The following is a 23636-nucleotide window of genomic DNA, read 5'->3' as shown; positions in this document are numbered from 1 at the left end:
GCTCGCGAACATGACGACCACACGATCGCCCCTCAAGAATGAGCCGGGATGGACGGCACATACGGCAAATCAGAAATTCGGTAAAGTGGAATATTTTCGCGATATCGGATTGACAGAGGGCGACACAGTCCGGTCCCGTAGCCCGGATGAGCGAAGCGACATCCGGGATCCCTGCGCGTGAAGTCCCGGGTATCGCTGCGCTCACCCGGGCTATGCAGAGCAGATCACCCCTTCGCGCCGACCGGCGTGCCATCCGCCATCGTCGTCACGCCCTTGCGCTCCACGATCATCCCGTAGGCCCGCGGCTGGCGGTGAATGTCGAAATTGAAGGTGGTGCGCTTGTAGGAGTTGCAGAGGTCGAGATCGCAACGCGCCAGCGCGATCTCGTCGCCCTTGCTCGTGCAGGCCGCCACGATCTCGCCCGAGGGCGCGATGATGCAGCTGCCGCCGATGTGGTCGACGCCCTCCTCAACGCCCGCCTTGGCGACGCCGACCACGAAGGTGCCGTTCTGATAGGCGCCGGCCTGCATCACCAGATGGTTGTGGAACAGCGAGAGGTCGTCGTGCTCGGGCGCGGGCGGATTGTGCACCGGTGTGTTGTAGCCGATCATCACCAACTCGACGCCCTGCAGGCCCATCACGCGATAGGTCTCGCTCCAGCGGCGGTCGTTGCAGATCGCCATGCCCATCACGCCACCGAAGGCATCGACGACGCCGAAGCCGCTGCCCGGCTCGAAATAGCGCTTTTCCAGATGCTGGAATTCGCGCCACGGTTCGTGCTCGGCATGGCCGGGCAGATGGACCTTGCGGTACTTCAGGACGATCGCGCCGCGCTTGTCGACCAGAATGGACGTGTTGTAGCGCCTGGCGATTCCCGCGTCTGCCGTCAGCTCGGCGTAACCGAGGCAGAAGCCGATACCGAGCTCGCGCGCCAGATCGAACAGCGGCTGCGTTTCAGGACCCGGCATCTCGCGCTCGAAGAAGCTGTCGATCTCGGACTGGTCCTCGAAGTACCAGCGCGGAAAGAAAGTTGTCAGCGCCAGCTCGGGATAGACGATCAGGTCGCAGCCGCAAGCCCGAGCCTGGCGCATCAAGGCCATCAGCCGCGCAACGACGGCCGTCCTGCTCTCGCTCCTCGCAATCGGGCCGAGCTGGCCGGCCGCGATGGTCACAAATCTCGCCACGCTCATTCCTCATGTTTCAATGCGTCGGGCCTGAAGCCTATCCAGCGATGGACCGCGCGCACAGGCCGCCTCGGCCCCGTCCAGACGGCACAATCAAGTTCCGTGCCTGCCTGTATCATCGTGAGGGCGCGGGAGGAGCGCGCGCGAAACTCTCGGAGTTCCGTTGCCGATCTGCAACGGTTCCCCACGGTCTGAAGGCCGTCAAAACAAACTCCCATTCCGGCCACGAACCCCTCTCACAAGGTCGTGAGACTAGCAGGGGAACGACGATGCGTGCACAACGCGTTTGGAAAGTGAACGGGGCCGCCAGCATCGGGCAGCTTCAATCGAGACTGGACGATCTGAACAAACGTCTCGGGCAGCTCGAAACCCAGCATCCGGACAGCTGGAAGCTCGAAGAGCTGAGATCGAGCGCGCTCAGCCTGTCGCGCGAGATTGACGATATCCGCTGCGCCGAGGCGACGGCGGCCTTGAGCGAGCTGCTGCGGAAGTAGCCGGGCCCGCCGATTTGCAGCGCACGCGGGGGAACCAAGTTCCGCCGCCGCCATTTCCATGCAGAGCATGGAGCACAAACATGAGCAGACACCTGACGCGCGCCCATCTCGCGCGCGGCGTGGCGGGCGCGGTATCCCCGCTGGTCCTGTGCGCGGCGGACGTCGCCTCGCGCCACTTCGCCCCGTGAGAGACTTCGCATGACGACCGATCCAGAGGAGTCGGTGAGGCTGCAAGGCTACGGCGAGATGACGCTGCGCACCGCCATCGAGACGCTGGTGCAGCTTGCGCCCCGCGAACGATCCGAGGCAGCCGTCTTCCGCGTCCGCGACGGCGTGCGTCTGGCGCAGAGCGAGATCGCCGAGCTCGCATCGAGCTGGGGCATCGAGCCGGCACCCAACATGCGATCGCCGAGACTGGTCCCGGAGCAGCGCTGGCCGGACATCGTGCGCGGCATGGTGCGCGAGGCGCCGCTGCCGTCGCTGGTGGTGGCGTTTCTGGTGGGCGTATTGGTGACGCGGCGGTAGTCCTCGTCGAGACTACAGCGAAACTCTCTCAGTGCATTCGGAAAATACCCGGCCGTCGCAACGGCCAGGTACTCGATATTTGGCCGTATCAGTGGTGCATCTTCTTTGCGCGGGCCGGGGGCAGCAGCACCGTGTCGATCACGTGGATGACGCCGTTGGAGGTCTCGATGTCCGGCTGGATGACGTGCGCGTCGTTGACGCGGACGCCGAAGCGTCCGTCGACGCTGATGGGCTGGCCCTGAACAGTTGCCACCTGCAACGACTTGCCGGCTACGTCGGCAGCCTTCACGCGGCCCGGAATGACGTGATACTTCAGGATCGCCGCGAGCTTTGCCTTGTTCTTCAACAGCGATTCGACCGTTCCGGGCGGCAGCTTGGCGAAGGCCGCGTCGTTGGGCGCGAACACCGTGAACGGGCCCTTGCTCTTGAGCGTCTTCACCAGACCGGCGGCTTTGACGGCTGTCACCAGGGTCGTGAACTGGCCGGCGGAAACTGCAGTGTCCACGATATCGGCGGCGCGCGCCACGGATGGACCAATCAGCGCAGCGACCATGGCCGCTCCGGCCACGAACGAACGAATTGCGGGCGTCATCAGGTTCTCCAAAATTGTGATTCAATCCATGTCGACGCGATGGGTGCACCCGACATGGCGCATCCATCGTGCGATCGGTTACGATCGACCTGAATGAAACGAAGCCTCGCGACCGATGGATCACTGCCCTGCTCAAAGATCCGCCAGCTCGCGTCGCCGGAAGGTCCCAAAGGGCACGCACGGCCCTTTGTCATCGCGCACCCGCGTCGTACTGCCGCGCCAGTCCCAGATGGTGCCAATGTACTCCTGGCGCGTGATGGTGGGCCGGACGGATGACCCAAGCTCAGGGTCTCGATCAGGATGTCCCCGAGCCGCTGCGCGGGGAGCGGGAGACTATCAATCCCGCTTGCTTCCGCGCCGCGCGTGTCATTCCCCGCGATGCAGGGCAGGCCGGAAACGCCTCCAAATCACCCTGCAATCGGCGACAGACCGCGCCTCTCTCGTTGCTGGCAAATCGCATATGAGTTCTTGGCGGGACGTGAGCGAGCGCCTCGTCCTCGGGAAGAGGCTGAGCGGCATCCTTGCCTGTGGAGATTGCCGTCACGCATGCGGTCCTCATCCTGAGGGCCCGCCAATGGCGGGCGTCTCGAAGGATGGCCGCAGGGAGAGACTCTTTCGATCTCACGCGACCTCTTTCCAGATGCCGCGCGAGAACGTCAATCTTCCGGGCGATGCTCACCCCCTCATAGGCCGAGTTCGGCGTCGTCCTTCATTTTCACCGGGATCTGCAAGTAGCGTACGCCATTGGCCTGCTTGGGCGGAAATTTCCCCGCCCGGATGTTGACCTGGATCGAAGGCAAAAGCAGACGCGGTGCGGCAAGCGTGGCGTCGCGCTTGGCGCGCATGCGCACGAAGTCGTCCTCGGGGACGCCTTCCTTCACGTGAACGTTCTTGCTCCGCTGTTCCGCGACCGTCGTTTCCCAGGCGTATTCGTCGCGACCAGGAGCCTTATAGTCGTGACACATGAACAGCCGGGTCTCGGGAGCCAGCGCGAGCAGCCGCCTGATCGAGCGATACAATCGCTGCGCGTCGCCCCCGGGAAAGTCGGCGCGCGCCGTGCCGTAGTCTGGCATGAAGATCGTGTCGCCGACGAACACCGCATCGCCGATTCTGTAAGACACGTCCGCCGGCGTGTGACCCGGCGTGTGCAGAACCTCGACGTCGAGCTCACCTATTCGGAAATGCTCGCCATCCTTGAATAGATGGTCGAAGTCACTGCCGTCCGTCGCCAGGTCAACGGCGTTGAAGACCGGCCGAAAGATGCGCTGAACATCCTTGATATGCTCGCCGATCCCGATCGGGGCGCCGGTCCTGGCCTTGATGTAGGGAGCCCCGGAGAGATGATCGGCATGAGCATGCGTCTCCAACACCCATAGGATACGAAAGCCCTCCTCTTCGGCCTTTCGAAGAATCGCCTTGACGGAACGCGCATCGACCGCGCCCGAGTTGTGGTCGTAGTCGAGCACGGGATCGATGACGGCAGCTCCCTTGGTCGCAGGATCGGCTACCAGATAGCTGACCGTGTTCGTCGGCTCGTCGAAAAAGGCTTTGATGATCGGCTTCGCCATCGCTCATCTCCTACATGGTTTCGATGCCCGGGGTCTTGACAGATATATTAGCTCTTCCTAATTTAGCAATGTCTAAATAATTGCTGAGGCGGATGTGACGCTCGTCTTCAACTCACAAGGCATCGAAAATGCGGCCCGCGATATCGCGAACTTGCTGCGAGCCGTTGCCAACGAGCGGCGGCTGCTGATCCTCTGCCGGCTCGTGGAACTGGGAGAGGCCACCGTCAATTCCCTCGCCGATTCCGTCGGCCTGTCCCAGTCGGCACTGTCGCAGCATCTGGCAAGGATGCGCGATGAAGGCCTCGTGACGTACCGGCGCGAAAGTCAGAAGTCCTGGTACCGGATCGCCGATCCTCGCATCGAGAAGCTGTTGGCGACCTTACACGAGCTGTACTGCAGGCCAATCAAACCACGTTGAAAAGGAGTTGTGATGTCACTTCCGAAAATCGATCCCACGGCCGCGCGCCGTCTCGTCGACCAGGGCGCCATTCTCGTCGACATCCGCGAAGCGGACGAATTCGCCCGAGAGAACATCACGGGCGCTCATCATCTTCCGCTGTCTCGACTGCACGAAGCTGAACTGGCGGTAAAAGCGGGAGCAACCGTAATCTTTCACTGCAAGAGTGGCGCCCGAACCGCGATCAACGCCTCCCGCCTCGCGGCGAAACTGAACGGCGCCTGCAAAGCCTACATCCTCGACGGCGGCTTGGATGCTTGGAAGAGATCCGGACTGCCCGTGTAACGATCCGATCCCGGCCGAAGCCGGCACGCGGCCCGCAGGGGCCGCGTTCCCGGGCACCGAAGCCAAGCCGCCGACCTGGACGGACCGGTCCTTGGAGTTCCGCAATGCATTCGCTCTTGACAGAAGCGGCTCTCTCCGCGGCCTCCGGCGTCCTCGTGGGATTCTCGCTCGGACTTGTCGGCGGAGGCGGCTCGATCCTCGCCGTTCCGCTCCTGGTCTATGTGGTCGGCCTGAATGATCCGCACGTAGCGATCGGCACGAGCGCGATCGCCGTGGCCGTCAATGCGGCCGCCAACCTTGTGACGCATGCCCGCAGCGGAAATGTGAAATGGCGCTGCGCCACGCTTTTCGCGAGCGCCGGTGTGGTCGGCGCCTATCTTGGCTCGACCCTCGGCAAGATCATGGACGGGCAGCGACTGCTCGCCCTGTTCGCCGTGTTGATGATGGTCGTAGGCGGCCTGATGCTGCGAAATCGCGCCTATCTCGGCGATCCCGGCGTCAGATTGTCCAAGGAAAACCTGCCGAAGCTGATTGCGTCAGGTCTCGGAGTCGGGGTGTTGTCCGGCTTCTTCGGGATCGGCGGCGGCTTTCTCATCGTCCCCGCGCTCGTGATGGCGACCGGCATGCCAATGCTGAATGCCATCGGCTCGTCGCTCGTTGCTGTCGCAGCGTTCGGGCTGACCACGGCGGCGAACTACGCCGTCTCCGGCCTGATCGACTGGCAAATCGCCTTCCTCTTCGTCACGGGCGGAATCTTCGGAGGCCTGATCGGTGCGCGGTTGGCGAAGTCGCTCGGCGCTCGCCGTGGCCTTCTGACCTCCATCTTTTCCGGGCTGATATTCGCGGTCGCGATCTATGTCCTGTTCCGGTACCTGTCGGCAACTTGAGGCCGACCGGCCCGGATCGCTCGTTCTTCTCCTTGCCGCCGCCACCGATCGAATGTGCCTCGTGCGAGCGTGTTTGACTGCGGCAGTACAGATGCTATTGAAACCGCCGTGATGCGCCGCTTGAACACGACCGAACTGGAGCGACAGGCCAAGGAGGTGGCTGCGCTCATGCGCATGTTCGCGAATGAGCACCGCCTGCTCATCCTTTGCAGGCTGGTGGAGTATGGCGAGATTGCCGCAAGTGCTCTCGCCGAAGACGTCGGCCTTTCCGCCTCGGCACTGTCCCAACACCTCGCCAAGCTGAAGGCAGAGGGCGTCGTCGCTGCCCGACGCGACGGCCAAACAATGTGGTATCGCATCGCAGACCGGCGGGTCGAAGAGCTGTTTTCAAACCTGCACCGGCTCTTCTGTCGCCCTCGCAAACGGTGAACTCGCCTCCGCGCACCTCGGTGCGGGCAGCAGGACTCGCCTAAAGCGCGATGAGATTTGGATGAATCGTCATCGCGCTTTAGGTTGTTGTCTACGCATGATCTTTCCGGAAAACCGCCTCGCACTTTTCCGGATCATACTTTAGCCTTTCTTCTGCCTGGCCTCAGTGGATTCGATCCACCAGAAGAACAGCCCCGCACCGACTGCCAATGCGGCGAACCAGACGATATCGGGGATGTTCGTCACGTCCGGGAGGCGAACCTTGCCCAGCGCCCCGACTTTGAGCACGTGGGCCTTCAGCCAGTCGAAGCTCAGCGCATAGAGGATGGCGCCGGCGACCATACCGAGCGCGCCGACGAGAGCATGGACACTACCGGTTGCGATGGCCCCAAGCGCCGTTCCAGGACAGTAGCCGTAGACCACCATGCCGACGCCGAACAGTGCGGCGCCGAGCGCGACTGCCAGCATGTTGGCATCCTTCACATAGTATTTCGTGTTGCCGGTGTCGACGAGCAGCAGCACGCCGATGCCGCCGACCACGATCGCCGTGCCCATCACTTTCAGCACGGTGAAGTCGCGCAACCGAAACTGATTCTCGATCACGTTGCAGCTCGTCACCTTGCCTCGCTGCAGGAGGAAACCGAAGGCTGCACCCATCAGTACCGGCCCAAGGATTGTCATCATTGCGGTCATCTCAATTCTCCTTACCGCGTACGGAACATGAGGGCGGAGACGACGAGTCCGGTGGCGAACATGACCGCCAGGAACAGCCAGCTCGAGACCGCAAGCTGCAAACCGCCGGAAATGCCGTGCCCGCTGGTGCAGCCGCCGGCAAGCCGGGCGCCATACATGATCACGGCTCCGCCAAGGAACGCGGCGACGAAACGTTTCGCAACTGAGGGGCCGAACCGCTCCTTCCAGACATCCGGCACGAGCTCGAGGCGCCAGGTGCCCGACATCACCGCCGAGACGAACGCGCCGAACGGTATGCCGACGAGGAACCAAACGCCGTAATCCCACTTTAACGGCATGCTCTTCCAGTAGGAATTCTGCGCCACAGCCTCCGGCCCGATCACCGGGACGGCGAACAACGAGGCGATGCGCGAATAGGCGGTGGTGACGCCGAGCGGATCGCCGAATACTGCAAAAGCGATACAGCTCAACAGTCCGATTCCGGCGCCGACGAGATACGGCGACCAGTCGATCCGCGCGGTGCGCGGCGCTTCGCGAACGTAGCTTTCCGTGATGGTGGTCATGTGCCATTCCCCGGGGAGCGGCGCGTTGCCGCGTTCCTGCGGCTCGATCGGCGCGCATCGGCGAAAATCATATTCAAGGAATTTTATTTAGCAATCTCTAAAATAAAGGATCAGGCGCCCGACGCCGGCGAGTTTGTCGCCTGGCGCGGTCGCGGTATGCCGGCGCGGTCGACAAGGCGATCGGTCAGCCCTGCCCCGAGCCACATGCCGGCAAGCACGAGCCAAGCCGTCAGCGCAAATACCGAGGCACCGGTCACCCCGGCGCCGACCGCGCAGCCGCCCGCGAGCATCGCACCGAACCCCATCAGCACCGCGCCGAATAGATAGCGCCTCATGCCAAGCCCGTCCGAGAATCCTTCCAACTTCAGCTCACCGGCGCGCGCCGCTGCGGCGAATGAGCCGAGGAATACGCCGGGAATGATGCCGAGGTCGAAGCCGAGCCGGAGCTGCGAACTGTTCAGCACCAGCATCAGCAACTCGGCCGAAGGCCCGCTGAAGGTGAGGCTCTTCAGTGTCACGGGTGCGAATGAGGCCTGCGCGAGCTGGTAGGTGAAGAGCCAGCCGGCAACGACTGCCGCTCCCGTGGCAAGCGCGGAGAGGATGAGGCCGCGTGGCAGGTTGCTGCGAAAGGCGAACGCCAATCCGGCAATCAACCACAATCCCCCAAATGCGAGCTTCTCGGCGGTGCCAGCACCGAACACGGCCATGACGTCGCGCGATGGTCCGCCACCGACCAGCCACAGATTGGTCACCCATTCGCGTGCGGGCGACAACAGGCCGCGATAAGCGGCCTGGGCGGTCACTGCAAACACCAGCCCCGAAAGCAGGGCTCTCAGATTGCCATTGGCGGAGAGCACGAGCAGTCGGCTGGCGCAGCCGCGCGACAGGATCATCCCGCAGCCAAACATCACGCCACCCGCGAGCGCGCCGGAGATGCTGCCCTGCTGAGCGAGCTGGCGCGCCTCGGATACGTCGAGCCAGCCGAGCCCGACCAGAGCCTGTGTGCCGACCAGCGCCGCAGCAAAGGTCAGCAGCCAGACGGCAAGGCGCGGTCCACCCTGCCCACGGGAGAATTCGACCGCCGCGGCGCGCAGGCAGAAGCGGCTGCGCTGGGCGAAGAACCCGAACAGGCCTCCGACCAGGAGCCCGCCGAGCCATGACAGCCGGTCTTCACCCAAGAGATCGATGATCGGCGTCAGCACGTCCGCCTCGGCTGTTCCTGCGAGCTTGCAGTTCTAGCGATCTCGTCGTCGCGTCCCATGAGCCAGATCAAAGCTCCGACGCGACAGGATGCCGGGTCAGAGCGGACTCAGGGAGACGAGCCGGCGTGAGGTCGTCCAGCCTGCCGCCCTGCGCCTTCATCGTGCCGGCGCAGGCGTCAAGGCCGCCGCCGGCGACGTGGTTCTGAAGATTGCCGAGAAAGCACCAAGTGATCCGGCAAGGCTCGCGCGAAGCATGGATCGACGCTGCATGGCCTTTCCTATCGTATCTGATTGACGAACTCGGCGATCCGGTCGGCGACGTCTTCCGCGAACAGGTCGCGGAAGAAATGATCGGCATCCTCGATGCTGTCGAGCTGAACCCTGCCCCCGCTCGAACCGGCAAGCGACGCGAAGGAAGCTGCCACGTCGGGCACGACGGTATCCTTGGTCGCGGCGAGGACCAGCACCGGCGGCTTCACACGCGCCACGAGCGCGGCCGTGTCCTGGCCGGCGTCGGGACCGTAGAAAGACATCAGGGCCCGCGCGGTGACCACGGCATTGCGACAATAGATGAAGCCCGGTACATCCATCCACTCCCCGCCGCGGCCCGCCGCGATCGCCTTCGTCGCCAGTTCCAGAGACGGCTCGAGCGGCTTGCCATAGGTCTGCGCGTAGGAGGCGCGCAAGTCGGCCTCGGCCTTCGCGGTCACCGGCGCCAGCAGCACCGCACCCGCCACCGGAGGGGTCTCGCTCGCTGCGAGATACCGCACGACCTGGTTGCCGCCGCGCGAGTGACCGAACGCGATCACGAGCCGGGACATGCCCCTCGCCCGCGCGACCCAGGCACCGATCTCCGCAACTGCATCCTCGATGACGTGATCATGCCGCGCGGCGCAGTCATACATGCCCTTGCGGCGATCGAGCCCCAGCGACAACGTATGTGCGATCGAAGCGATGCCGCGCTGCTCCAGCGCCTTGGCAACGCCCTGGATGACTTCCATGTCCTTGTGCGCGAGCGTGCCGTGGGTCATCACCACGAGCGGCGTATCGGGCCTCATCGCGCCTGGGGTACGCAAGGTCGCGAGCGTCGTGCGGCCGTCGACCGACAGTTCGAGCTCCTGCTCGGCAGCACCTGCGGGCCTCGCGAGCGCGAGCAAGACTGCCAGTCCCATCAACCATCGCATCGGCGGCTCTCTCCCTAGGGCCGGACAATCGTCCAGTTCTTCTCCGCAAGATCCATCAACGCGGCAACCCCGACCTGTGTGACGCTGACGCCCTCGATCAGCGGCGGTCGCTTGTCCTCCTTCGCCGCCAGCGTCTCCAGCGTGTTCCCGCACGCGATGAAGCTCACATTGGGCATCGATTTCAGGAAGTTCAGCAGGCGCTCCTTCACCGGCGAACGGTCCTCGAGCAGCATGTCGAGGCCGCCGTTGAAGGCAACCACCACGATCTCGACGTCCTCGCCCTGCCCGGAATAATGCCGCGAGACGTTGGCCGCAACATCGAGGACGGCGCGCATCTTGCCCGGGTCGTCGTCGCTGATCTGCAGCGCGAGCCTGTGCGGCTCGGCGGCCCGGGACGAGGCGGCGGGACTTGTCACGATGAGGGCGGCAGCGATCAGACCGCGAAAGAATTCGCGACGGCTCGCCCGGCCGCGTCTCACTCCACGCCCCGTGACTTCCCGTTCTTGTTGTCCTCGGGCGTGACGTCGATCGCAGCGGCACGCCCGGTGATCTTCACCGGCGCGATGCAATTCTTCATGCAGGGATCCTTCTGCCAGAACGATTTCTCGCTCGTGGCGCGATCGTCCATCACGAAGCCCTGCTCGTTCGGCATCTTGATCGTGGCGAGGTTCTTGTTGCTCAGCTCGAAGTTCTGGTCGGTGACGACGTCGTTCAGGTAGAGAACGTAGGCGACCAGCGCATAATACTCGTCGATCGACTGCGACTGGGCATTGCCATAGGGCATGGCGTGACGGACGTAGTCGAACACGGTGGACGCGTACGGCCAGTACGAACCCACCGTCTTGACCGGGTTGTCCGAGGCCAGCGAGCCCTTGCCGCCGGCGAGCACCGGCCAGCGGCCGCTACCCTCGCCGAACTCGCCGTGGCAGCTCGAGCAATTGTCCATGAACAGCTTTTCGCCTTGGGCGACCGTGCCCTTGCCTTCCGGCAGGCCCTGGCCGTCGGGCCGCACATCGATATCCCAGCCGCGGATCTCGTCCGCGGTTGGCGCGCGGCCGATGTGATAGCGGGGAGCGCTCCTGGCGTCCGGCTTCTGCTCCGCAAGCGCCTGAGCGTTCAGCGCGCAAGTCATCAGTACGGCAGCAATGAACCTAGGCGACTTCGACATTCTCGACCTCACCGCTGGCCTGCACGTGCCAGGTCTGGATGCCATTGTTGTGATAGATCGAGTTGACGCCGCGAATCTTGCGCAGCTCGGCCTTGCTCGGCTGCACGTATCCAGTCTCGTCCTGGACCCGCGATTGCAGCAGCAGCGGCTCGCCGTTCCAGTCGAACTCGTAGTAGAAGCGCGTCAACGCCTTGTCGAGAACGGGCCCGTCGAGCCGCGCGGGCCACCAGTTGCGGCCGCCGTCGAGCGAAACGTCGACGCGCCTGACCTTGCCGTTGCCGCTCCAGGCAAGCCCGGAGACGATGGTAAAACCCTTGCCGTGCCTGATTGGTGCCTGCGGGCTCGGGCTCGTGATCACCGACTTGGCGTCCATCGACCAGGTGAAGCGGCGCGCCTTGCCGCTCGGCAGGAGATCCGTGTACTTCGACGTCTCCTCGCGGGTATGCCAGGGCTGGTCACCGACCTTGATGCGGCGCAGCCACTTGACCCAGAGATTGCCCTGCCAGCCCGGCACCACGAGCCGCATCGGATAGCCCTGTTCGGGATAGAGCGCCTCGCCGTTCATCTTGTAGGCGATGATGCAGTCGTCGAGCGCCTTCTCGATCGGCAGGCTTCGATCCATAGCGGCCGCATCTGCCCCTTCGACCAGCAGCCACTTGCCGTTGGCCTTGACGCCGGCTTCTTCCAGCAGGGTACGCAGCGAGACGCCGGTATACTGCACACAGTGGATCATGCCGTGGGTGAACTGGCAGCCATTGAGCTGGGCGCCGCGCCATTCCATCCCTGAGTTCGCCGCGCATTCCATGAAGTGGATGCGGTTGACGCGCGGATAGCGCTTCAGCTCGTCCAGCGTGAGAATGAGCGGACGTTCGACCAGCCCATGAATCATCAGGCGATGATCGGCCGGGTCGATCTCGGCGATGCCGCCGTGATGCCGCTCGAAACAGAGACCGTTCGGGGTGATGATGCCTTCGAGTTCGTGCAGCGGTGTGAAGCTCACCGAGGACTCGCGTGAGGCGGTCAGCCATTCGACGTCCCGCCGGATGACGTCCTTCTCGAACTTCGACGGCTTGCCGTACGGACGCACGGCGACGCCTTCGCCGAGCGACTTGGTCCATTCCGGCACGTTTGGAGGCTGGTTCGCCGGATTGCCGCCGGCCAAGGCGGGCTTTGCGAGCACCGACGCCGCAACGCCGGCGCCAGCGGCCAGGAAACTGCGTCGGGATTGCCGGGGACTGTCCATCTTCGACATCGCTTCTTACGCTCCGGTCACTTTGACGGCTCTGTTGGGTTCGAGGCGAACGGTCTTCTGTCGGGTCAGATAATTGCCCACGACGTCCCAGATCGGCGGTCCTTCGGTTCCTTCATTGACACTGGCCCAGCCAGCGACCTGATACTCCCTGGCGGGATCGATCGGCGCGCCGGTCTTGACCAACTGCATGTCCGAGATGCGGCTGCCCTGCGGCTTGGTGACATCGATCGCGTAAGAGAGGCCGCCGATCCGCACCATGTCGCCGCCCTGCTGATAGTAGGGATCGACGTTGAAAAGATTGTCGGCGACGTCCTCGATGATCTCCTTCAACCGCGAGCCCGTCATGCCCATGCGGTACACCGCCGGATAGGTAATCGCGGTCGCGTTGGTGACGTCCTCGAAGGTGACGTCCTGCCCCGGCAGCACACTCGTGCCCCAGCGGAAGCCGGGCGAGAGCGCGATCTCGGCGTCGCGCTCCTGCATGAGTGCCTGGCAGATCAGGTCATCGAACGTGCCGTTGAAATTGCCGCGTCGATAGAGCAGCGAATCCGTCTTGCCGAGCACCCTGGCGAGGTCGGACGCGAAGGGCTTGCGCACCTCGGCGATCTTCGCGGCCATCTCGGCGTCCGCCGCGATCACATCGGAGAACAGCGGAATCAGCTTGTAGCGGAACGCCTTGACCTCGCCGTCACGGACATCGAGGTCGAGCCGCGACACGAACTTTCCGGACGAGCCCGACGCAATCAGCAGGGTCTTGCCGACCTTCACTGCCTCGGGCAACGCATCATGGGTGTGTCCGGTCAGGATGACGTCGATGCCCTTGACGCGACTCGCAAGCTTGCGGTCGACGTCGAAGCCGTTGTGCGAGAGCAGCACGACCAGCTGCGCGCCACCCTTGCGAGCCTTGTCGACCTGTACCTGGACGTCCTCCTCGCGCACGCCGAACGACCAATTCGGGATCATCCAGCGCGGATTGGCGACCGGCGTATAGGGGAAGGCCTGACCGAGCACCGCGATCTTGACGCCGCCACGCTCGATCATGGTCGAGGCGTCAAAGGCCGCCTCGTTCCATTCGGTGTCACGGATATTGAGCCCGAGGAACGGGAAGCCGAGGCCCTCGATCGCCTGCTTGACGCGCTCGGTGCCGTAAGTGAACTCCCAATGTCCAGTCATGGCGTCGGGCTTGAGCAACGCCATGCAGTCGATCATGTCCTGACCGCGCGTCTTCAGCGAAGACCACGATCCTTGCCAGGTGTCGCCGCCGTCGAGCAGCGCAACCTTGTCGCCGCGCTCGGCGCGAATGGCCTTGATCACGGTAGCGGCGCGGTCGAGACCACCGATCCGGCCATAGGTCCTGGCCAGCGCCTCGAAATCCTCCGACGTCAGGGCATAGGCTGCCGAAGAGCCCGGCGCGATGCCGAAGCGGCTGAGAAATTCCCTACCGGTGACGTGCGGCGGCAACCCCTTTGCGTCTCCCACCCCGAGATTGGTCGAAGGTTCCCGGAAGTAGAGCGGCATGAGCTGACCGTGAATGTCGGTGACATGCACCAGCGTGACGTTGCCGAGCGAGTCGAACGCCAGCAACTCCTTCTCTGTCAGGCGTTGCTGGGCGACCGCCCGGGTCAGGCCCGAGCCCTGACCGATCGAAAGTGCAGCCGTTGCCGCAGCAACCTGGATGAACTCGCGGCGAGAGATCACGCGCAATGCTCCTGTATACTCATCGTTTCAATTGCGCACCGACGGCGTCTCGACCGGCAGCCCTATGCCGCGCCAGGCCACGTAGAGCTCGAGCGCAAGGAAGTCGTCCGACAGCGGCTTGAACGGCTCGGCACGCACGTCGAACATGCAGCCTTCGAACCGCTCATGCAGCGGCACCACACGCTGGTCGCGCAGCCGATACGTCGGGAAGCCGTTGGTCTGGCCCTGGCTCAGGAAGTCCGCACGCATGAACTTGCCATTGTTGCGCTCGTGGCACGAGGCGCAGGCGAGATCGAGCTGGCCATAGCGCGTGTAGTAGGTCTGCTTGCCACGCTCGAACCACGGCGACATCGGTCCGTCGGTCTTCACCGTCACCGGCATGCCGTGCGATTGGTATCGCACGAAAGTGGTCATGTCGGTCAGCTCCCTGGATTTGAATTTCCAGGGCTCCGCCTTCATGTGCTCGGTGCGGCAGATGTTGATGCGCTGCTCGAGATTGACCGGCTTCTTCAGCTTGTCGTCCCATTTCGGCATCGCCGCGCCGACGCCTTTCATGCTCGTCCCGGCCTCCCCATGGCAGCTCATGCAGGACTTGCCTTCACTGCCCTCGACCTTCTTCCAGGCATCCGCCGCACGTTCCACGGCGAGGAATCCCGGATTTTCGAGATCGTCGTCCTGCAGCGCGCGCGTCTCCTTGCTGCGGAACTGGTAGCCGGAGATGATGGTCTCGAAGACGTGTCCGGGAGGAGCAGGAATGCCCTTGCGTTCGGCCTCCTGCGCGGAGGCACACGTCGCCACCGATGCGGCCGCGGCGATCGCGACAGCGAGTCCAGAGTATCGCGACAGCATCCGCCCTCTCCCTTGAAGCTGCAAGGCACTACAAGCTCCAAGGCACTAGGCCTTGAGCGCGATCTTCTCTTCGGCCGTGATCACCGAGCCGTCGTCATCGGTCCAGGCGAACTTGAACGTCCCTGCCTCGTCCACCCTTGCACTGAACTGGATGTAGGGGTTGGCCGAGATCGCGGGTTCCAGCGCGCAGCTGAAGACCGGCTTGCCGTTGAACTCGCAGGTGAACTTGTTGATGATCTTGCGCGGAATCGGCTTGCCCTGCGCATCTTTGCGCTGGCCCGATTCCATGACGTGCGAGACCAGGGTTTTGATCTGGATGATTTCGCCCTTGGCCGCTTCCTTCGGAAGCTTGAGGCGCGGTTTCTCTGCCATCGTCCGTCTCCTTTTGACTTCAGCCGCCGCAGCCGCCGATCGTGACCTTGACGGTCTTCTGCTCCGTGAACAGCGAGCCGTCGCTCATTCGGGCGATCGCAACCACATTCTGGGTGGCTGCCAGCCGGATGCGGACCGAGGCTTCCGCCTTGCCCGAGAGCGGCGTGAACGTCAGCGTTGCAACGCCCGCATTCGGATTGCCGTCGGCGAGAAGCATGACATCCTTGACATAGGATTCCGCCGTCATCGGGCTCTCGACCGTGAGCGACAGCGGCACGGTATTGCCATTCTCCGCGATCTCCGGCAGATCGAGCGCGATCTTGCCCTTGACCGGCTGCTTGCCGCCAGTGAACTTCTCGATCCACTTCGCGGCGTCATTGCTCACTTCGGCATCGGCCGCCATCGGCATCAGGCTCAGCATGACGAAGCCGCCCCCGAGTGCGAATGCCTGCCGTCGATTGATGGCTTTCATTCCTTAGTCCTCCTCGCCGTCAGTTCAGCGTCTTGAGATAAGCGACCACGTCCTCGACCTGGGCGGCCGTCAGAATCGACTTGCCGACGAATTCCGGGCGCACCCGGCTCAAGCCGTCGTTCCTGAAGAACGCCGGCATGACCGTGTCGGTGAAGATGCGCTTGGGGTCCGCGACGATGAGGCGAAGCTGTGCCTCGCTGTAGCGGCCCGCGACGCCGTCGAGCGACGGGCCGAACTCGCCGTGAAATTCCTGGGACTTCAGGCTGGTGACCTGGTGGCAGGCCAGGCAATTGCCGAGCGTGCGTGTCAGGAACACCTTCTTGCCGGCATCGGGATTGCCCGGTGTACCGGTCAACGATTTTGGCAGGGCGTCATCGACGATGTCGAGCTTGATCGGCTCCTGCGCGAACGCGCCTCCGGCCGAAAGACATAGTGCAAACACAGCCGCGAGCGAGCGCCGCATGTTTCCTACCCTTGATGGCGAGGTGACGCCCGCCTCGTTTTATGATGGACTCACAATCCAACAAATTCAATTATCATGATATGATGATGTAATCAGCGGCGTCAAGACAAATTCCAGGGACACTGCGGACCTAGCCGTTGGCGGCGAGAAAGTCCCTGAACGAGCCGCGCTCGTAGGCGCGCTCCCGCACAAAGCGGAACATCGCCAAGAAATGCCGCGGCTTGAGATAGCCGGGTGCCCGTGCCACTTCGCGCGCCATCGCCTCCTTCGCTTCGAGCCCATCGGGCGATGGCGGAAAGAACTGGAACGTCGGCGTGAATCGGATCCCGTATTTCTGGGCGAGATCCTTCTCGGACAGTTCCTGGCGATCAAAGTCCGTGACCCTGCGGGAGCCGATCAGGTTGAGCTGCAGAACCTCGAAATTGTCGCGAACGTATTTCGAAATGTCGGCATCAGCGAAGTTCACCAGATGCGTTTCGCGGCAATAGGGACAGCCGCGCAGCTCCCACATGATGGCGAGGCGCTTGCTGCTGGCGGCAGCGCTCTCAAGGTCCTCGCGCAGATCGAGGAAGCTCTGGAGAAACCAGGACTGGTGATAGAGCCCGTCCTCGCCAAGTGTTGGCTCGGCCACCGCCTGGCTGCGGTCTGCGACAACACCGGCTCCCATGGCCAGCGTGAGAAATCCGCGCCGCGTGGGCCTGCCCAAGGACATCGCGAGTTTCCGCCTCCGAAGATGTTGCAGGTTGGTCGTTTTTATTATGATATTCGAATACTGGAATATGACAAGGACTTCTCGTCTTGCGCTGCGTCATCGTTCTCTCGGCTTGGCTGGCCTCGACCGCGCTCGCGTTCGGCGCGGAGGCCGGCAATCTTGCGGCTCTAATGCCCGCAATGGGTCCGATCATGGGCAATCTGCGCACGGCCGCGAGCTATGCGCGCACCGGGAACATCGGGCTGGCACAGATGGAGAATGAGGAGGCCGTGGCCGCGTGGAAGAAGCTTCAGGAGGCCGCCGCGGGCGTTGCGCTGCCCGGTGACGAGCTGGCCGAGTTTCTGGCCGCAGGCGGCGCACGACTGGCGGCGATAATGCAAGCGCTGGACGGCGGGGACGATGCCGCCGCCCGCCGCGAGCTGCTTGCGCTGCGCCAGTCATTCCATGAGCTCCGCCGCCGTTCGGGCTTCTACGATCTCGGCGATTGCGTGTTCGAGATCGCGCCGGCGATGGAGAATCTGCGCGTCGCAGCCGCTCGGTTCGGCGAGCAGCCAACAGCCGCGCACGCCGGGGATGCGATTGCGACCGCGGGCGCGTTCCGTGACCGGCTGCAGCGCTGCAACGACTGGGCGAGCGCCGAAGTTTCCGCTCAGGTTGAGTTCCGCCGCCTCATCGATGGCGCGATCGCGAGCAGTGGAGAGCTTGCTCGCGCGGTCATGTCCGGTGACGCGCCGCTCGCGCATCGCTACCTGATCGAACTGCAGTCCTACGCCCAGCTGCTCGATTTCCGCTACGGTTAGCCGACGCCGGTCAGCCCCGGGAAACGATCAAGCAGCCATTCCGAAACCGCCGGCATGAGACCGGTGAGAAACGTCAGACCTGTTGCAACGAGAAAGGCGCCCATCGCCTTCTCGACCAGTGCGAGATGGCGGCGCACACGGCCGAGCGCGGCAACAAATCTGCCGGTGAAGGCGGCCGCGATCAGGAACGGAACGCCGGTCCCGGCCGAATAGGCCGAGAGCAGCAACGCGCCTCGCCCCGTAGTCTCCTCCGAGCCCGCCATCACCAGGACCGCGGCGAGAATGGGACCTGCGCAGGGCGTCCAGCCGAACGCGAACGCCAGGCCCATGACGAAGGCGCCCGCTACGCCGGCCGGGCGGTTGTCGACCTGCACGGCCGCACTGCGATAAAGCAGCGGAATCCTGATCACGCCGAGAAAATGCAGGCCCATTGCGATGATCAGGCCTCCGGCGATGACGCCAAGCGTCGACAGATGCGCGGAGATGAAGCGCCCCGCGATCGATGCCGTCGAGCCGAGCGCGACGAAGACCAGGGAGAAGCCGGCCACGAAGGCCAGGGCGGAGACCAGGATGCGCGGCCGCAGGTCGGGTTGACGGTCCGACAGGTCGGTGATCGAGACACCGGCCATGTAGCAGAGAAAGGGCGGAACCAGGGGCAGGATACAGGGCGACAGAAACGACAAAAGCCCCGCGAGGAAGGCCGCGCCAAGCGTGACGTCCAAGGTCATCTGCGTCCCATCCCTAGTACATATGCGAATTTAATGATATAAAGGGGCGAGGAAGTCCAGAGGTCCTTGTGTAAGGGATGAGCCGAATCATCGCATCGTTCGTGGTCTTGGCCGCGCTCGCGCTCGCGGCAACGAGCTCGCGCGCCGCCGAGCTCGTCATGTTCGAGCGCTCCGGGTGCCTCTGGTGCGCACGCTTCAACGCCGAGATCGCGCCGATCTACGACAGGACCGAGGAAAGCCAAGCCGCGCCGCTGCGTCGCGTCGACCTCGGCGCCCCCCTGCCGGCGGATCTCGCCGGAATCGATCCCGGCGCCTTCACGCCGACTTTCGTCGTGGTAAAAGAGGGCCGGGAGATCGGGCGAATTCGCGGTTATCCGGGAAATGCCTACTTCTTCGGCCTTCTGAACCGGATCTTGTCGAACGCAGGATCGGAACCGGGAAGGTCGTGACCGCTCTCGGGAATCTTGGTCGGAGAATATGACGCGATGCCGTTGCCAAAGTTGAAGGAGATCGAGGGCTCCGCCGAGCTCGAGCAGATGATCGAGAAGGCGCGCGAGGCGAGCGACATGCTCAAGGCCCTGTCGCATGAGTCCCGATTGCTGCTGCTCTGCATCCTCGCCGAGGGCGAGAAATCGGTGACCGAGCTCGAGCAGTTCCTGGGCGAGCGGCAGTCGACCGTCTCGCAGCAGCTCGCGCGGCTGAGACTCGATCGGCTGGTGACGACCCGCCGCGACGGCAAGACGATCTATTACAGCCTCGCCAGCGAGGACGTTCGCAAGATTCTCACCGCCGTCTACGACGTGTTCTGCGAGCCGGTGCGGCGGCGGCGCCGTTAATCTTCCGCGCTGGATTTTCGAGCCTTCCCGGCGCAGACTGCCCGAAAAGCAGAACGAACGCCCCCCGGGAGGAATGCTGAGCCCTTCGACCATAGCTTTTGCATGCGGACTTGCCGCCGGAGGCGTGCTCGGCGTTGCGGGGCGAGCGGGGCGATTCTGCACGCTTGCAATGCTCGAGGATGCATTCTTCGGGTCGGATTTTCGCCGGCTCAAATCCTTTGCGCTGGCCGCCGCCGTGGCCCTGCTGGCCACGCAAGGCCTCGCCGAATTCGGCGTCGTCGACCTGTCGCGTTCGATCTACCTGACATCGTCGATCGGATTTGGCGGCGCGATCATCGGCGGACTGATGTTCGGCGTAGGCATGGCGCTCGTAGGCACCTGTGGCTTCGGCACACTGGTGCGCGTCGGCGGCGGCGATCTACGGGCCATCGTGGTTTTTCTCGTGCTCGGCCTTTCGGCACTCGCCACCATGAGAGGCATTACCGGCGTCCTGCGCGTGATGCTGATCGAGCCATTGTCGCTACGGCTCTCGGAAGGCAACAACCAGACGCTGACCTCGCTGCTCGGCGCGGGGAGCACGATGCGAGCACTCCTCGTCGTTTCGATTGCCGCTGCGCTTGCCTTCTGGGCCCTCGCAGATGGCAGACTAATCCGATCGCCGCGCCTCTTGGCCTCCGCCTTCGCAGTCGGCGCCGCGGTCGCCTTCGGTTGGTTTTCGACCGGATGGCTGGCAGATGACGAATTCGACCCGGCGCGGGTCTCCTCGCTCACCTTCGTCGCTCCGCTCGGCGACGCGATTCTCTACATCGCGACCTTCTCTGGCGCGCGGTTGAATTTTGGTATCGGGTCCGTCGCCGGTGTCGTGGCGGGGTCTCTTGGCGCCGCATTGCTCTCGCGCGGCTTCCGCTGGGAAGCCTGCGATGACGCTCGCGAGCTAAAACGGCATCTGGCCGGCGCCCTTCTGATGGGTATCGGCGGGATCATGTCGATGGGATGCACCATTGGCCAGGGATTGACCGCATTCTCATCACTCGCACTCTCGGCCCCGATCACCATGCTGGCGATTGCCGCCGGCGCCCGGCTCGGGCTCGAGTTCACGATGACGGGCGAGTGGTTGCCAGCAGTGCGCAGGCTGTTCGGCACGTAACCAGCTTTGTCAGCAGGGTCTCTGCCTTCCGTGCCCTTTGCTTCCAGAGGGGTTGGACGACATGAAACTTTTACGCGACGGCGCTGAGGAAAGCATCTTCATCGCATCCGGAAGCTTGTTCTGCTCGGACGAGAGCAGCTCGCTCGCCAGAGCGATCCGGATCGACATCCGCACGAGCCGACAGCCCGAAATCAACGGTACGGGTAGGGGTCGGCAAACGACCGCCCCATCGGTAGGCTCGACGAGCTTGTGCGCTCAGCCGACCTGGATATGCAGTCCGCCTCCCGCAGTATGCTCCACGACTGCGTCGATGCCGTACACATCTGCCAGCATCGACGCCGTGATCACCTCCTGCGGACGACCGCTCGCAAACAAGTTGCCTTCGCTCAGCACCATCACCGCATCCGCCCATGACGCGGCGGCCTGCAAGTCGTGCAGCACCATGATCACGATGGTGCCCTTTCGTGCTTCCTCTCGCACATTGGCGATGACCTGCTGCTGATAGCGCAGGTCGAGCGCGCTGGTCGGCTCGTCCAGCAGAAGCACCCGCGGCCGGCGCACCAGTGCCTGCGCAAGGCTTGCGAGCTGCCGCTGGCCGCCGGAGAGGGTGTCGAACGGCCGAAGCGCGAGGTCGAGAATCTTCAGCCGCAGTGTCGCGTGTGACGCTTGAACCGCATCGGGCTTCCCCCGCGAGAGCGGCTAGCCTGAAAAACTGCCCAGAGCGAATGGGCGGTGCCTTGGCTCAAGACGTCACGAGCGGCCCGATCGCCTGCCCCAAGGGGCGAGGCGGTGAAATCGATCAAGGCGGCGATGCGCAACCTGGTGACCAAGGCCAAGCTGCCCGGACGGGTGAACTCGACCTCGATCCGGCACACGAGACCTTCCTGCGTGAGGTCAACGAGCACACCGGAAAGTGGGACCTCGAGAAGCCCTGCACCATCAAGCCGGGCTTGAAGGGGCGGGAATGGTGGTGGCCGGCGCGCATCTCAATCACGGCAACACGGCTCACGCCGCGGCAGCAAAACGGGCGTGCATTTTACGTGCAAATGGGGCACAAGGGCGCGGTCCGGTGCTCGCGCGAGGCTGGGCAAGTCATTGAAATAATGGTCGGAGTGGCAGGATTCGAACCTGCGACCCCTGCGTCCCGAACGCTTTAGACCGTCAATAGCGGTTTGATTTTTCTGGCTTTTTTGTTACGCTTTGTACCCGATCTTCCCCTTTCGTTCCCGCTCATCCTCGGGGGGTTTTCGGGGGGCGCTGTCAGGTCGGTAGAAGTTGTAAGGAACGCTTCTACCGACTATGAAGTCCTATGGCACGGGACCGCTCTACCGATCACCTCAAAACGTTCTCCCTGCGATTGAGAACTGAGATCGAAAAGCGAAATTGGTCGGCCGCGGACTTGGCCCGGGAGGCCAGCAAATACGTGCCTCAGACCCACCTCAAGAAGGGCAAGCCGTATGTCATTGGCAGACATTTGATCTCTTCTTATTGCCGCGCCGAGAATGAGCCCTCTGCGGTCAACCTCAAATACATTTGCAAGGCGTTGGACGTCGAACCTAGCGAACTTTTTCCGCCAACGAGAAAGCCCTCGGGCCTACAAACGGCCCAAGCGATTTCTTCGCTAGAAGGCAGAACTCGTCTGGTAATTGACGTCGAGCTTGAGACCGACATCGCGATGAAGATACTCAAACTAGTCCGTGAGAGCGTAACCCAGTAGCGAGTCTCCAGGACTTTCCATTGTCGATTTTCGGGATTTTCGCTTTTTGTTCACACCATTTTTCGGGGGGTAGCGCCTTTTTCCCATCTAGACTTTCCCCTCGCGACGCCGATCAATCTACGATTGCTTGAAGGCGCGATGTAACCGTCAGTCGAGATGCCGTCGGGAGGACCCATGTGGTGCGCTCGACAACGCTGACGCGATTGGAAATCGGCCACTCGCGGAGGCTTTGGAGGCAATTTGGCGGACGCAATTAGCGAGCTTGAACCTGATCTTGAAGCAGTAGTCGCAACACTGCGCGCCGACTATTCGTTCCTCGCCGCACGCATCCGCGAGGTGCAGCATGCCATAACATGTGAGTGCGATGGAGTAACGCTCAGGCTTCACTTCCCGGCCTTTCGGCAGGGCAAGCCAACTGTTCATGAGCTTGTCGAAGCCATCTCACTTTATATGACGCCCTTCGCCCTAACGCGGAGGGAGATCAAAGAGCTTGATCAACAGTATGGAAAAGTGACGCCAGCTGAATTTCGAGCCGCGTCCAAACAGCTCGACCAGGAAGCCATCAAGCTATTCATAAAGGCAGCCGAAAAAACAGGACGCAACGGCGAATGCGGCGAGCTGTTATTGTACCTGTTAACAGAATGGGTACTCGGCGCTCCTCAGATCATCGCCAAGATGGTGCTTAAGACGAGCCCCGCGATGCCAGTGCATGGCGCCGATGGCGTACACGCCCGCTATTGTGGGACAACAAAGCGGCTTTATCTTTACTGGGGCGAGGCAAAATTTCATGCAAGCGTTGGCGGTGCGATCACCGACGCGGCTAAGTCTATTTCAAAGGCGCTTAGCCCAGAAGAGATGGACCATGAAATTGGTCTCGTTAAGCGCAACGTAGACTTTTCAGGCTTGAGCGGGGAAGCGAAGCAAGAGCTTCTAGATTTTCTCAACCCCATGAACGAAAGTTACAACAAGAGGTTCGACGTCGTAACTTGTCTAATAGGGTTCGACTTCAACGGGTACAACAAGATAAGCCAAAGTGATGGTGAGAAAGCCGAAGCGAAATTCTCCGCTCTTGCCTCTGAGCATCTGAATATCCTAGCTCCGAGCATCGCTGCCAAGCTTAAGGGATATGGCCTAGATCAAGCCGTCGTCGAACTCTTTCTATTGCCACTACCTGACGTCCAGGATTTGCGCGACAAGTTTCAAACCAAAATCGGATGGCCAACCTCGTGATCCAGGAGCTGGCAGACAAGGTTTGGAATACGGCCGAGTTTCAGCAGGCTGCGCTCGATATAGAGTTGTCGTGGTGACCTGAGCCCCAACTTTCATCCACCGATGAGTAGAGTCCCGGTGACATTTGAG

30 protein-coding genes and 1 pseudogene are annotated in these 23636 nt (G+C 62.9%); 13 read left to right on the top strand and 18 right to left on the bottom strand.

The genetic code is table 11. The features are described from left to right. Nucleotides 1-181, top strand: a 181-nt coding sequence (locus tag AX729_RS40895; protein WP_210183191.1) for a hypothetical protein, incomplete at its 5' end; no start/stop codon positions are given. 43 nt (nt 182-224) lie between these two features. Here the strand turns inward: AX729_RS40895 and AX729_RS05770 are convergent. Then, entirely contained in the window at nt 225-1184 is a 960-nt protein-coding gene (locus tag AX729_RS05770) for an N-carbamoyl-D-amino-acid hydrolase (protein WP_061020983.1), read from the bottom strand. 269 nt (nt 1185-1453) lie between these two features. Here AX729_RS05770 and AX729_RS05765 point away from each other — a divergent pair, with 269 nt between their 5' ends. Both AX729_RS05765 and AX729_RS05760 read left to right on the top strand, forming a co-directional pair. After that, nucleotides 1454-1678 carry a hypothetical protein gene (locus tag AX729_RS05765; RefSeq protein ID WP_061020970.1) on the top strand — a complete coding sequence of 75 codons (225 nt, stop codon included), beginning with the start codon at nt 1454-1456 and terminating at the stop codon, nt 1676-1678. A gap of 198 nt (nt 1679-1876) precedes the next feature. Next, entirely contained in the window at nt 1877-2203 is a 327-nt protein-coding gene (locus tag AX729_RS05760) for a hypothetical protein (RefSeq protein WP_061020968.1), read from the top strand. Between the two features lie 88 nt (nt 2204-2291). Here the strand turns inward: AX729_RS05760 and AX729_RS05755 are convergent, their stop codons facing one another. Further along, a complete protein-coding gene (locus AX729_RS05755) occupies nt 2292-2756 on the bottom strand; it encodes a fasciclin domain-containing protein (protein ID WP_061020981.1) in 465 nt (154 codons plus the stop codon). A gap of 722 nt (nt 2757-3478) precedes the next feature. After that, nucleotides 3479-4363: an MBL fold metallo-hydrolase gene (locus AX729_RS05750; protein ID WP_061020967.1), complete on the bottom strand. Its 885-nt coding sequence runs from the start codon at nt 4361-4363 to the stop codon at nt 3479-3481. A gap of 94 nt (nt 4364-4457) precedes the next feature. Here AX729_RS05750 and AX729_RS05745 point away from each other — a divergent pair, with 94 nt between their 5' ends. The 4 genes from AX729_RS05745 (at nt 4458) to AX729_RS05730 (ending at nt 6421) form a co-directional block, all read left to right on the top strand. After that, entirely contained in the window at nt 4458-4781 is a 324-nt protein-coding gene (locus tag AX729_RS05745) for an ArsR/SmtB family transcription factor (RefSeq protein ID WP_061020965.1), read from the top strand. Between the two features lie 12 nt (nt 4782-4793). Beyond that, nucleotides 4794-5105: a rhodanese-like domain-containing protein gene (locus AX729_RS05740; RefSeq protein WP_061020963.1), complete on the top strand. Its 312-nt coding sequence runs from the start codon at nt 4794-4796 to the stop codon at nt 5103-5105. A 104-nt stretch (nt 5106-5209) separates the two neighbouring features. Further along, the gene (locus AX729_RS05735; protein WP_061020960.1) at nt 5210-5992 is read left to right on the top strand and encodes a sulfite exporter TauE/SafE family protein; all 783 of its coding nucleotides are present in this window, start codon (nt 5210-5212) and stop codon (nt 5990-5992) included. 111 nt (nt 5993-6103) lie between these two features. Next, complete coding sequence (locus AX729_RS05730; RefSeq protein WP_061020958.1) at nt 6104-6421, top strand: ArsR/SmtB family transcription factor; 318 nt, start codon at nt 6104-6106, stop codon at nt 6419-6421. 141 nt (nt 6422-6562) lie between these two features. Here AX729_RS05730 and AX729_RS05725 read toward each other — a convergent pair whose 3' ends face one another. The 13 genes from AX729_RS05725 to AX729_RS05665 form a co-directional block, all read right to left on the bottom strand. Then, nucleotides 6563-7114 (bottom strand): YeeE/YedE thiosulfate transporter family protein, encoded by a 552-nt coding sequence (locus AX729_RS05725; protein ID WP_061020957.1) that lies wholly within the window; start codon nt 7112-7114, stop codon nt 6563-6565. A gap of 11 nt (nt 7115-7125) precedes the next feature. After that, the gene (locus tag AX729_RS05720; RefSeq protein ID WP_063817213.1) at nt 7126-7677 is read right to left on the bottom strand and encodes a YeeE/YedE thiosulfate transporter family protein; all 552 of its coding nucleotides are present in this window, start codon (nt 7675-7677) and stop codon (nt 7126-7128) included. A gap of 110 nt (nt 7678-7787) precedes the next feature. After that, nucleotides 7788-8879, bottom strand: a complete 1092-nt coding sequence (locus tag AX729_RS05715) for a YeeE/YedE family protein (RefSeq protein WP_061020955.1) — start codon at nt 8877-8879, stop codon at nt 7788-7790. Between the two features lie 278 nt (nt 8880-9157). Continuing rightward, nucleotides 9158-10063, bottom strand: a complete 906-nt coding sequence (locus tag AX729_RS05710) for an alpha/beta hydrolase (RefSeq protein ID WP_061020952.1) — start codon at nt 10061-10063, stop codon at nt 9158-9160. Nucleotides 10064-10077: 14 nt separating this feature from the next. Further along, entirely contained in the window at nt 10078-10497 is a 420-nt protein-coding gene (locus tag AX729_RS05705) for a DsrE family protein (RefSeq protein WP_502686899.1), read from the bottom strand. A gap of 41 nt (nt 10498-10538) precedes the next feature. Then, complete coding sequence (locus tag AX729_RS05700) at nt 10539-11231, bottom strand: c-type cytochrome (protein WP_061020950.1); 693 nt, start codon at nt 11229-11231, stop codon at nt 10539-10541. Further along, nucleotides 11215-12483, bottom strand: coding sequence for a sulfite dehydrogenase (gene soxC, locus AX729_RS05695; protein ID WP_061020949.1), 1269 nt, complete (start codon nt 12481-12483; stop codon nt 11215-11217). The genes AX729_RS05700 and soxC overlap by 17 nt, the downstream gene beginning before the upstream one ends. A 6-nt stretch (nt 12484-12489) precedes the next feature. Further along, nucleotides 12490-14181 (bottom strand): thiosulfohydrolase SoxB, encoded by a 1692-nt coding sequence (gene soxB / locus AX729_RS05690; RefSeq protein ID WP_061020974.1) that lies wholly within the window; start codon nt 14179-14181, stop codon nt 12490-12492. Nucleotides 14182-14208: 27 nt separating this feature from the next. Next, entirely contained in the window at nt 14209-15030 is an 822-nt protein-coding gene (gene soxA, locus AX729_RS05685; protein WP_061020947.1) for a sulfur oxidation c-type cytochrome SoxA, read from the bottom strand. A 45-nt stretch (nt 15031-15075) separates the two neighbouring features. Beyond that, nucleotides 15076-15402 (bottom strand): thiosulfate oxidation carrier complex protein SoxZ, encoded by a 327-nt coding sequence (soxZ, locus tag AX729_RS05680; RefSeq protein WP_061020945.1) that lies wholly within the window; start codon nt 15400-15402, stop codon nt 15076-15078. Nucleotides 15403-15421: 19 nt separating this feature from the next. Beyond that, entirely contained in the window at nt 15422-15874 is a 453-nt protein-coding gene (gene soxY, locus AX729_RS05675; protein ID WP_061020943.1) for a thiosulfate oxidation carrier protein SoxY, read from the bottom strand. A gap of 19 nt (nt 15875-15893) precedes the next feature. After that, nucleotides 15894-16337: a sulfur oxidation c-type cytochrome SoxX gene (gene soxX / locus AX729_RS05670; protein WP_061020941.1), complete on the bottom strand. Its 444-nt coding sequence runs from the start codon at nt 16335-16337 to the stop codon at nt 15894-15896. Nucleotides 16338-16467: 130 nt separating this feature from the next. Then, nucleotides 16468-17004, bottom strand: coding sequence for a SoxW family protein (locus AX729_RS05665; protein ID WP_061020972.1), 537 nt, complete (start codon nt 17002-17004; stop codon nt 16468-16470). 236 nt (nt 17005-17240) lie between these two features. Between AX729_RS05665 and AX729_RS05660 the strand changes: the two genes are divergently transcribed. Beyond that, complete coding sequence (locus tag AX729_RS05660) at nt 17241-17849, top strand: hypothetical protein (RefSeq protein ID WP_245325072.1); 609 nt, start codon at nt 17241-17243, stop codon at nt 17847-17849. On the opposite strand, the gene AX729_RS05655 is transcribed toward AX729_RS05660, so the two are convergent. Beyond that, the gene (locus tag AX729_RS05655; protein ID WP_061020937.1) at nt 17846-18577 is read right to left on the bottom strand and encodes a cytochrome c biogenesis CcdA family protein; all 732 of its coding nucleotides are present in this window, start codon (nt 18575-18577) and stop codon (nt 17846-17848) included. The two genes, AX729_RS05660 and AX729_RS05655, sit on opposite strands and share 4 nt — an antisense overlap. Nucleotides 18578-18654: 77 nt before the next feature. On the opposite strand from AX729_RS05655, the gene AX729_RS05650 reads away from it, so the two are divergent. The 3 genes from AX729_RS05650 (at nt 18655) to AX729_RS05640 (ending at nt 20560) form a co-directional block, all read left to right on the top strand. Then, the gene (locus AX729_RS05650) at nt 18655-19026 is read left to right on the top strand and encodes a thioredoxin domain-containing protein (protein WP_061020936.1); all 372 of its coding nucleotides are present in this window, start codon (nt 18655-18657) and stop codon (nt 19024-19026) included. A gap of 36 nt (nt 19027-19062) precedes the next feature. Then, the gene (locus AX729_RS05645) at nt 19063-19413 is read left to right on the top strand and encodes an ArsR/SmtB family transcription factor (protein WP_028137430.1); all 351 of its coding nucleotides are present in this window, start codon (nt 19063-19065) and stop codon (nt 19411-19413) included. 73 nt (nt 19414-19486) lie between these two features. Beyond that, nucleotides 19487-20560 carry a YeeE/YedE family protein gene (locus AX729_RS05640; protein ID WP_061020934.1) on the top strand — a complete coding sequence of 358 codons (1074 nt, stop codon included), beginning with the start codon at nt 19487-19489 and terminating at the stop codon, nt 20558-20560. 255 nt (nt 20561-20815) lie between these two features. Here the strand turns inward: AX729_RS05640 and AX729_RS05635 are convergent. Next, nucleotides 20816-21220 (bottom strand): annotated as a pseudogene (locus AX729_RS05635) (ABC transporter ATP-binding protein); the annotation flags it as partial. Between the two features lie 77 nt (nt 21221-21297). Here AX729_RS05635 and AX729_RS05630 point away from each other — a divergent pair. Continuing rightward, complete coding sequence (locus AX729_RS05630; RefSeq protein WP_156456746.1) at nt 21298-21717, top strand: hypothetical protein; 420 nt, start codon at nt 21298-21300, stop codon at nt 21715-21717. Between the two features lie 800 nt (nt 21718-22517). Continuing rightward, a complete protein-coding gene (locus AX729_RS05620) occupies nt 22518-23507 on the top strand; it encodes a HamA C-terminal domain-containing protein (RefSeq protein WP_061020926.1) in 990 nt (329 codons plus the stop codon). Nucleotides 23508-23636 lie beyond the last annotated feature (129 nt).

Source organism: Bradyrhizobium sp. CCH5-F6, from assembly GCF_001556045.1.
In the GTDB taxonomy this organism is placed as follows: Bacteria; Pseudomonadota; Alphaproteobacteria; order Rhizobiales; family Xanthobacteraceae; genus Bradyrhizobium.
Note: the sequence above shows the minus strand (reverse complement) of the source record. Positions and strands in the feature narration are given on the sequence as shown.

Excerpts from the sequence above, each read along its gene's own strand:
- AX729_RS05765 (WP_061020970.1), top strand. The coding sequence starts at position 1,454 with ATGCGTGCACAACGCGTTTGGAAAGTGAACGGGGCCGCCAGCATCGGG.
- AX729_RS05760 (WP_061020968.1), top strand. The coding sequence starts at position 1,877 with ATGACGACCGATCCAGAGGAGTCGGTGAGGCTGCAAGGCTACGGCGAG.
- AX729_RS05755 (WP_061020981.1), bottom strand. The coding sequence starts at position 2,756 with ATGGTCGCTGCGCTGATTGGTCCATCCGTGGCGCGCGCCGCCGATATC.
- AX729_RS05750 (WP_061020967.1), bottom strand. The coding sequence starts at position 4,363 with ATGGCGAAGCCGATCATCAAAGCCTTTTTCGACGAGCCGACGAACACG.
- AX729_RS05740 (WP_061020963.1), top strand. The coding sequence starts at position 4,794 with ATGTCACTTCCGAAAATCGATCCCACGGCCGCGCGCCGTCTCGTCGAC.
- AX729_RS05735 (WP_061020960.1), top strand. The coding sequence starts at position 5,210 with ATGCATTCGCTCTTGACAGAAGCGGCTCTCTCCGCGGCCTCCGGCGTC.
- AX729_RS05730 (WP_061020958.1), top strand. The coding sequence starts at position 6,104 with ATGCGCCGCTTGAACACGACCGAACTGGAGCGACAGGCCAAGGAGGTG.
- AX729_RS05725 (WP_061020957.1), bottom strand. The coding sequence starts at position 7,114 with ATGACCGCAATGATGACAATCCTTGGGCCGGTACTGATGGGTGCAGCC.
- AX729_RS05720 (WP_063817213.1), bottom strand. The coding sequence starts at position 7,677 with ATGACCACCATCACGGAAAGCTACGTTCGCGAAGCGCCGCGCACCGCG.
- AX729_RS05710 (WP_061020952.1), bottom strand. The coding sequence starts at position 10,063 with ATGCGATGGTTGATGGGACTGGCAGTCTTGCTCGCGCTCGCGAGGCCC.
- AX729_RS05700 (WP_061020950.1), bottom strand. The coding sequence starts at position 11,231 with ATGTCGAAGTCGCCTAGGTTCATTGCTGCCGTACTGATGACTTGCGCG.
- soxC (WP_061020949.1), bottom strand. The coding sequence starts at position 12,483 with ATGTCGAAGATGGACAGTCCCCGGCAATCCCGACGCAGTTTCCTGGCC.
- soxA (WP_061020947.1), bottom strand. The coding sequence starts at position 15,030 with ATGCTGTCGCGATACTCTGGACTCGCTGTCGCGATCGCCGCGGCCGCA.
- soxZ (WP_061020945.1), bottom strand. The coding sequence starts at position 15,402 with ATGGCAGAGAAACCGCGCCTCAAGCTTCCGAAGGAAGCGGCCAAGGGC.
- soxY (WP_061020943.1), bottom strand. The coding sequence starts at position 15,874 with ATGAAAGCCATCAATCGACGGCAGGCATTCGCACTCGGGGGCGGCTTC.
- soxX (WP_061020941.1), bottom strand. The coding sequence starts at position 16,337 with ATGCGGCGCTCGCTCGCGGCTGTGTTTGCACTATGTCTTTCGGCCGGA.
- AX729_RS05665 (WP_061020972.1), bottom strand. The coding sequence starts at position 17,004 with ATGGGAGCCGGTGTTGTCGCAGACCGCAGCCAGGCGGTGGCCGAGCCA.
- AX729_RS05660 (WP_245325072.1), top strand. The coding sequence starts at position 17,241 with ATGGGCAATCTGCGCACGGCCGCGAGCTATGCGCGCACCGGGAACATC.
- AX729_RS05655 (WP_061020937.1), bottom strand. The coding sequence starts at position 18,577 with ATGACCTTGGACGTCACGCTTGGCGCGGCCTTCCTCGCGGGGCTTTTG.
- AX729_RS05650 (WP_061020936.1), top strand. The coding sequence starts at position 18,655 with ATGAGCCGAATCATCGCATCGTTCGTGGTCTTGGCCGCGCTCGCGCTC.
- AX729_RS05645 (WP_028137430.1), top strand. The coding sequence starts at position 19,063 with ATGCCGTTGCCAAAGTTGAAGGAGATCGAGGGCTCCGCCGAGCTCGAG.
- AX729_RS05640 (WP_061020934.1), top strand. The coding sequence starts at position 19,487 with ATGCTGAGCCCTTCGACCATAGCTTTTGCATGCGGACTTGCCGCCGGA.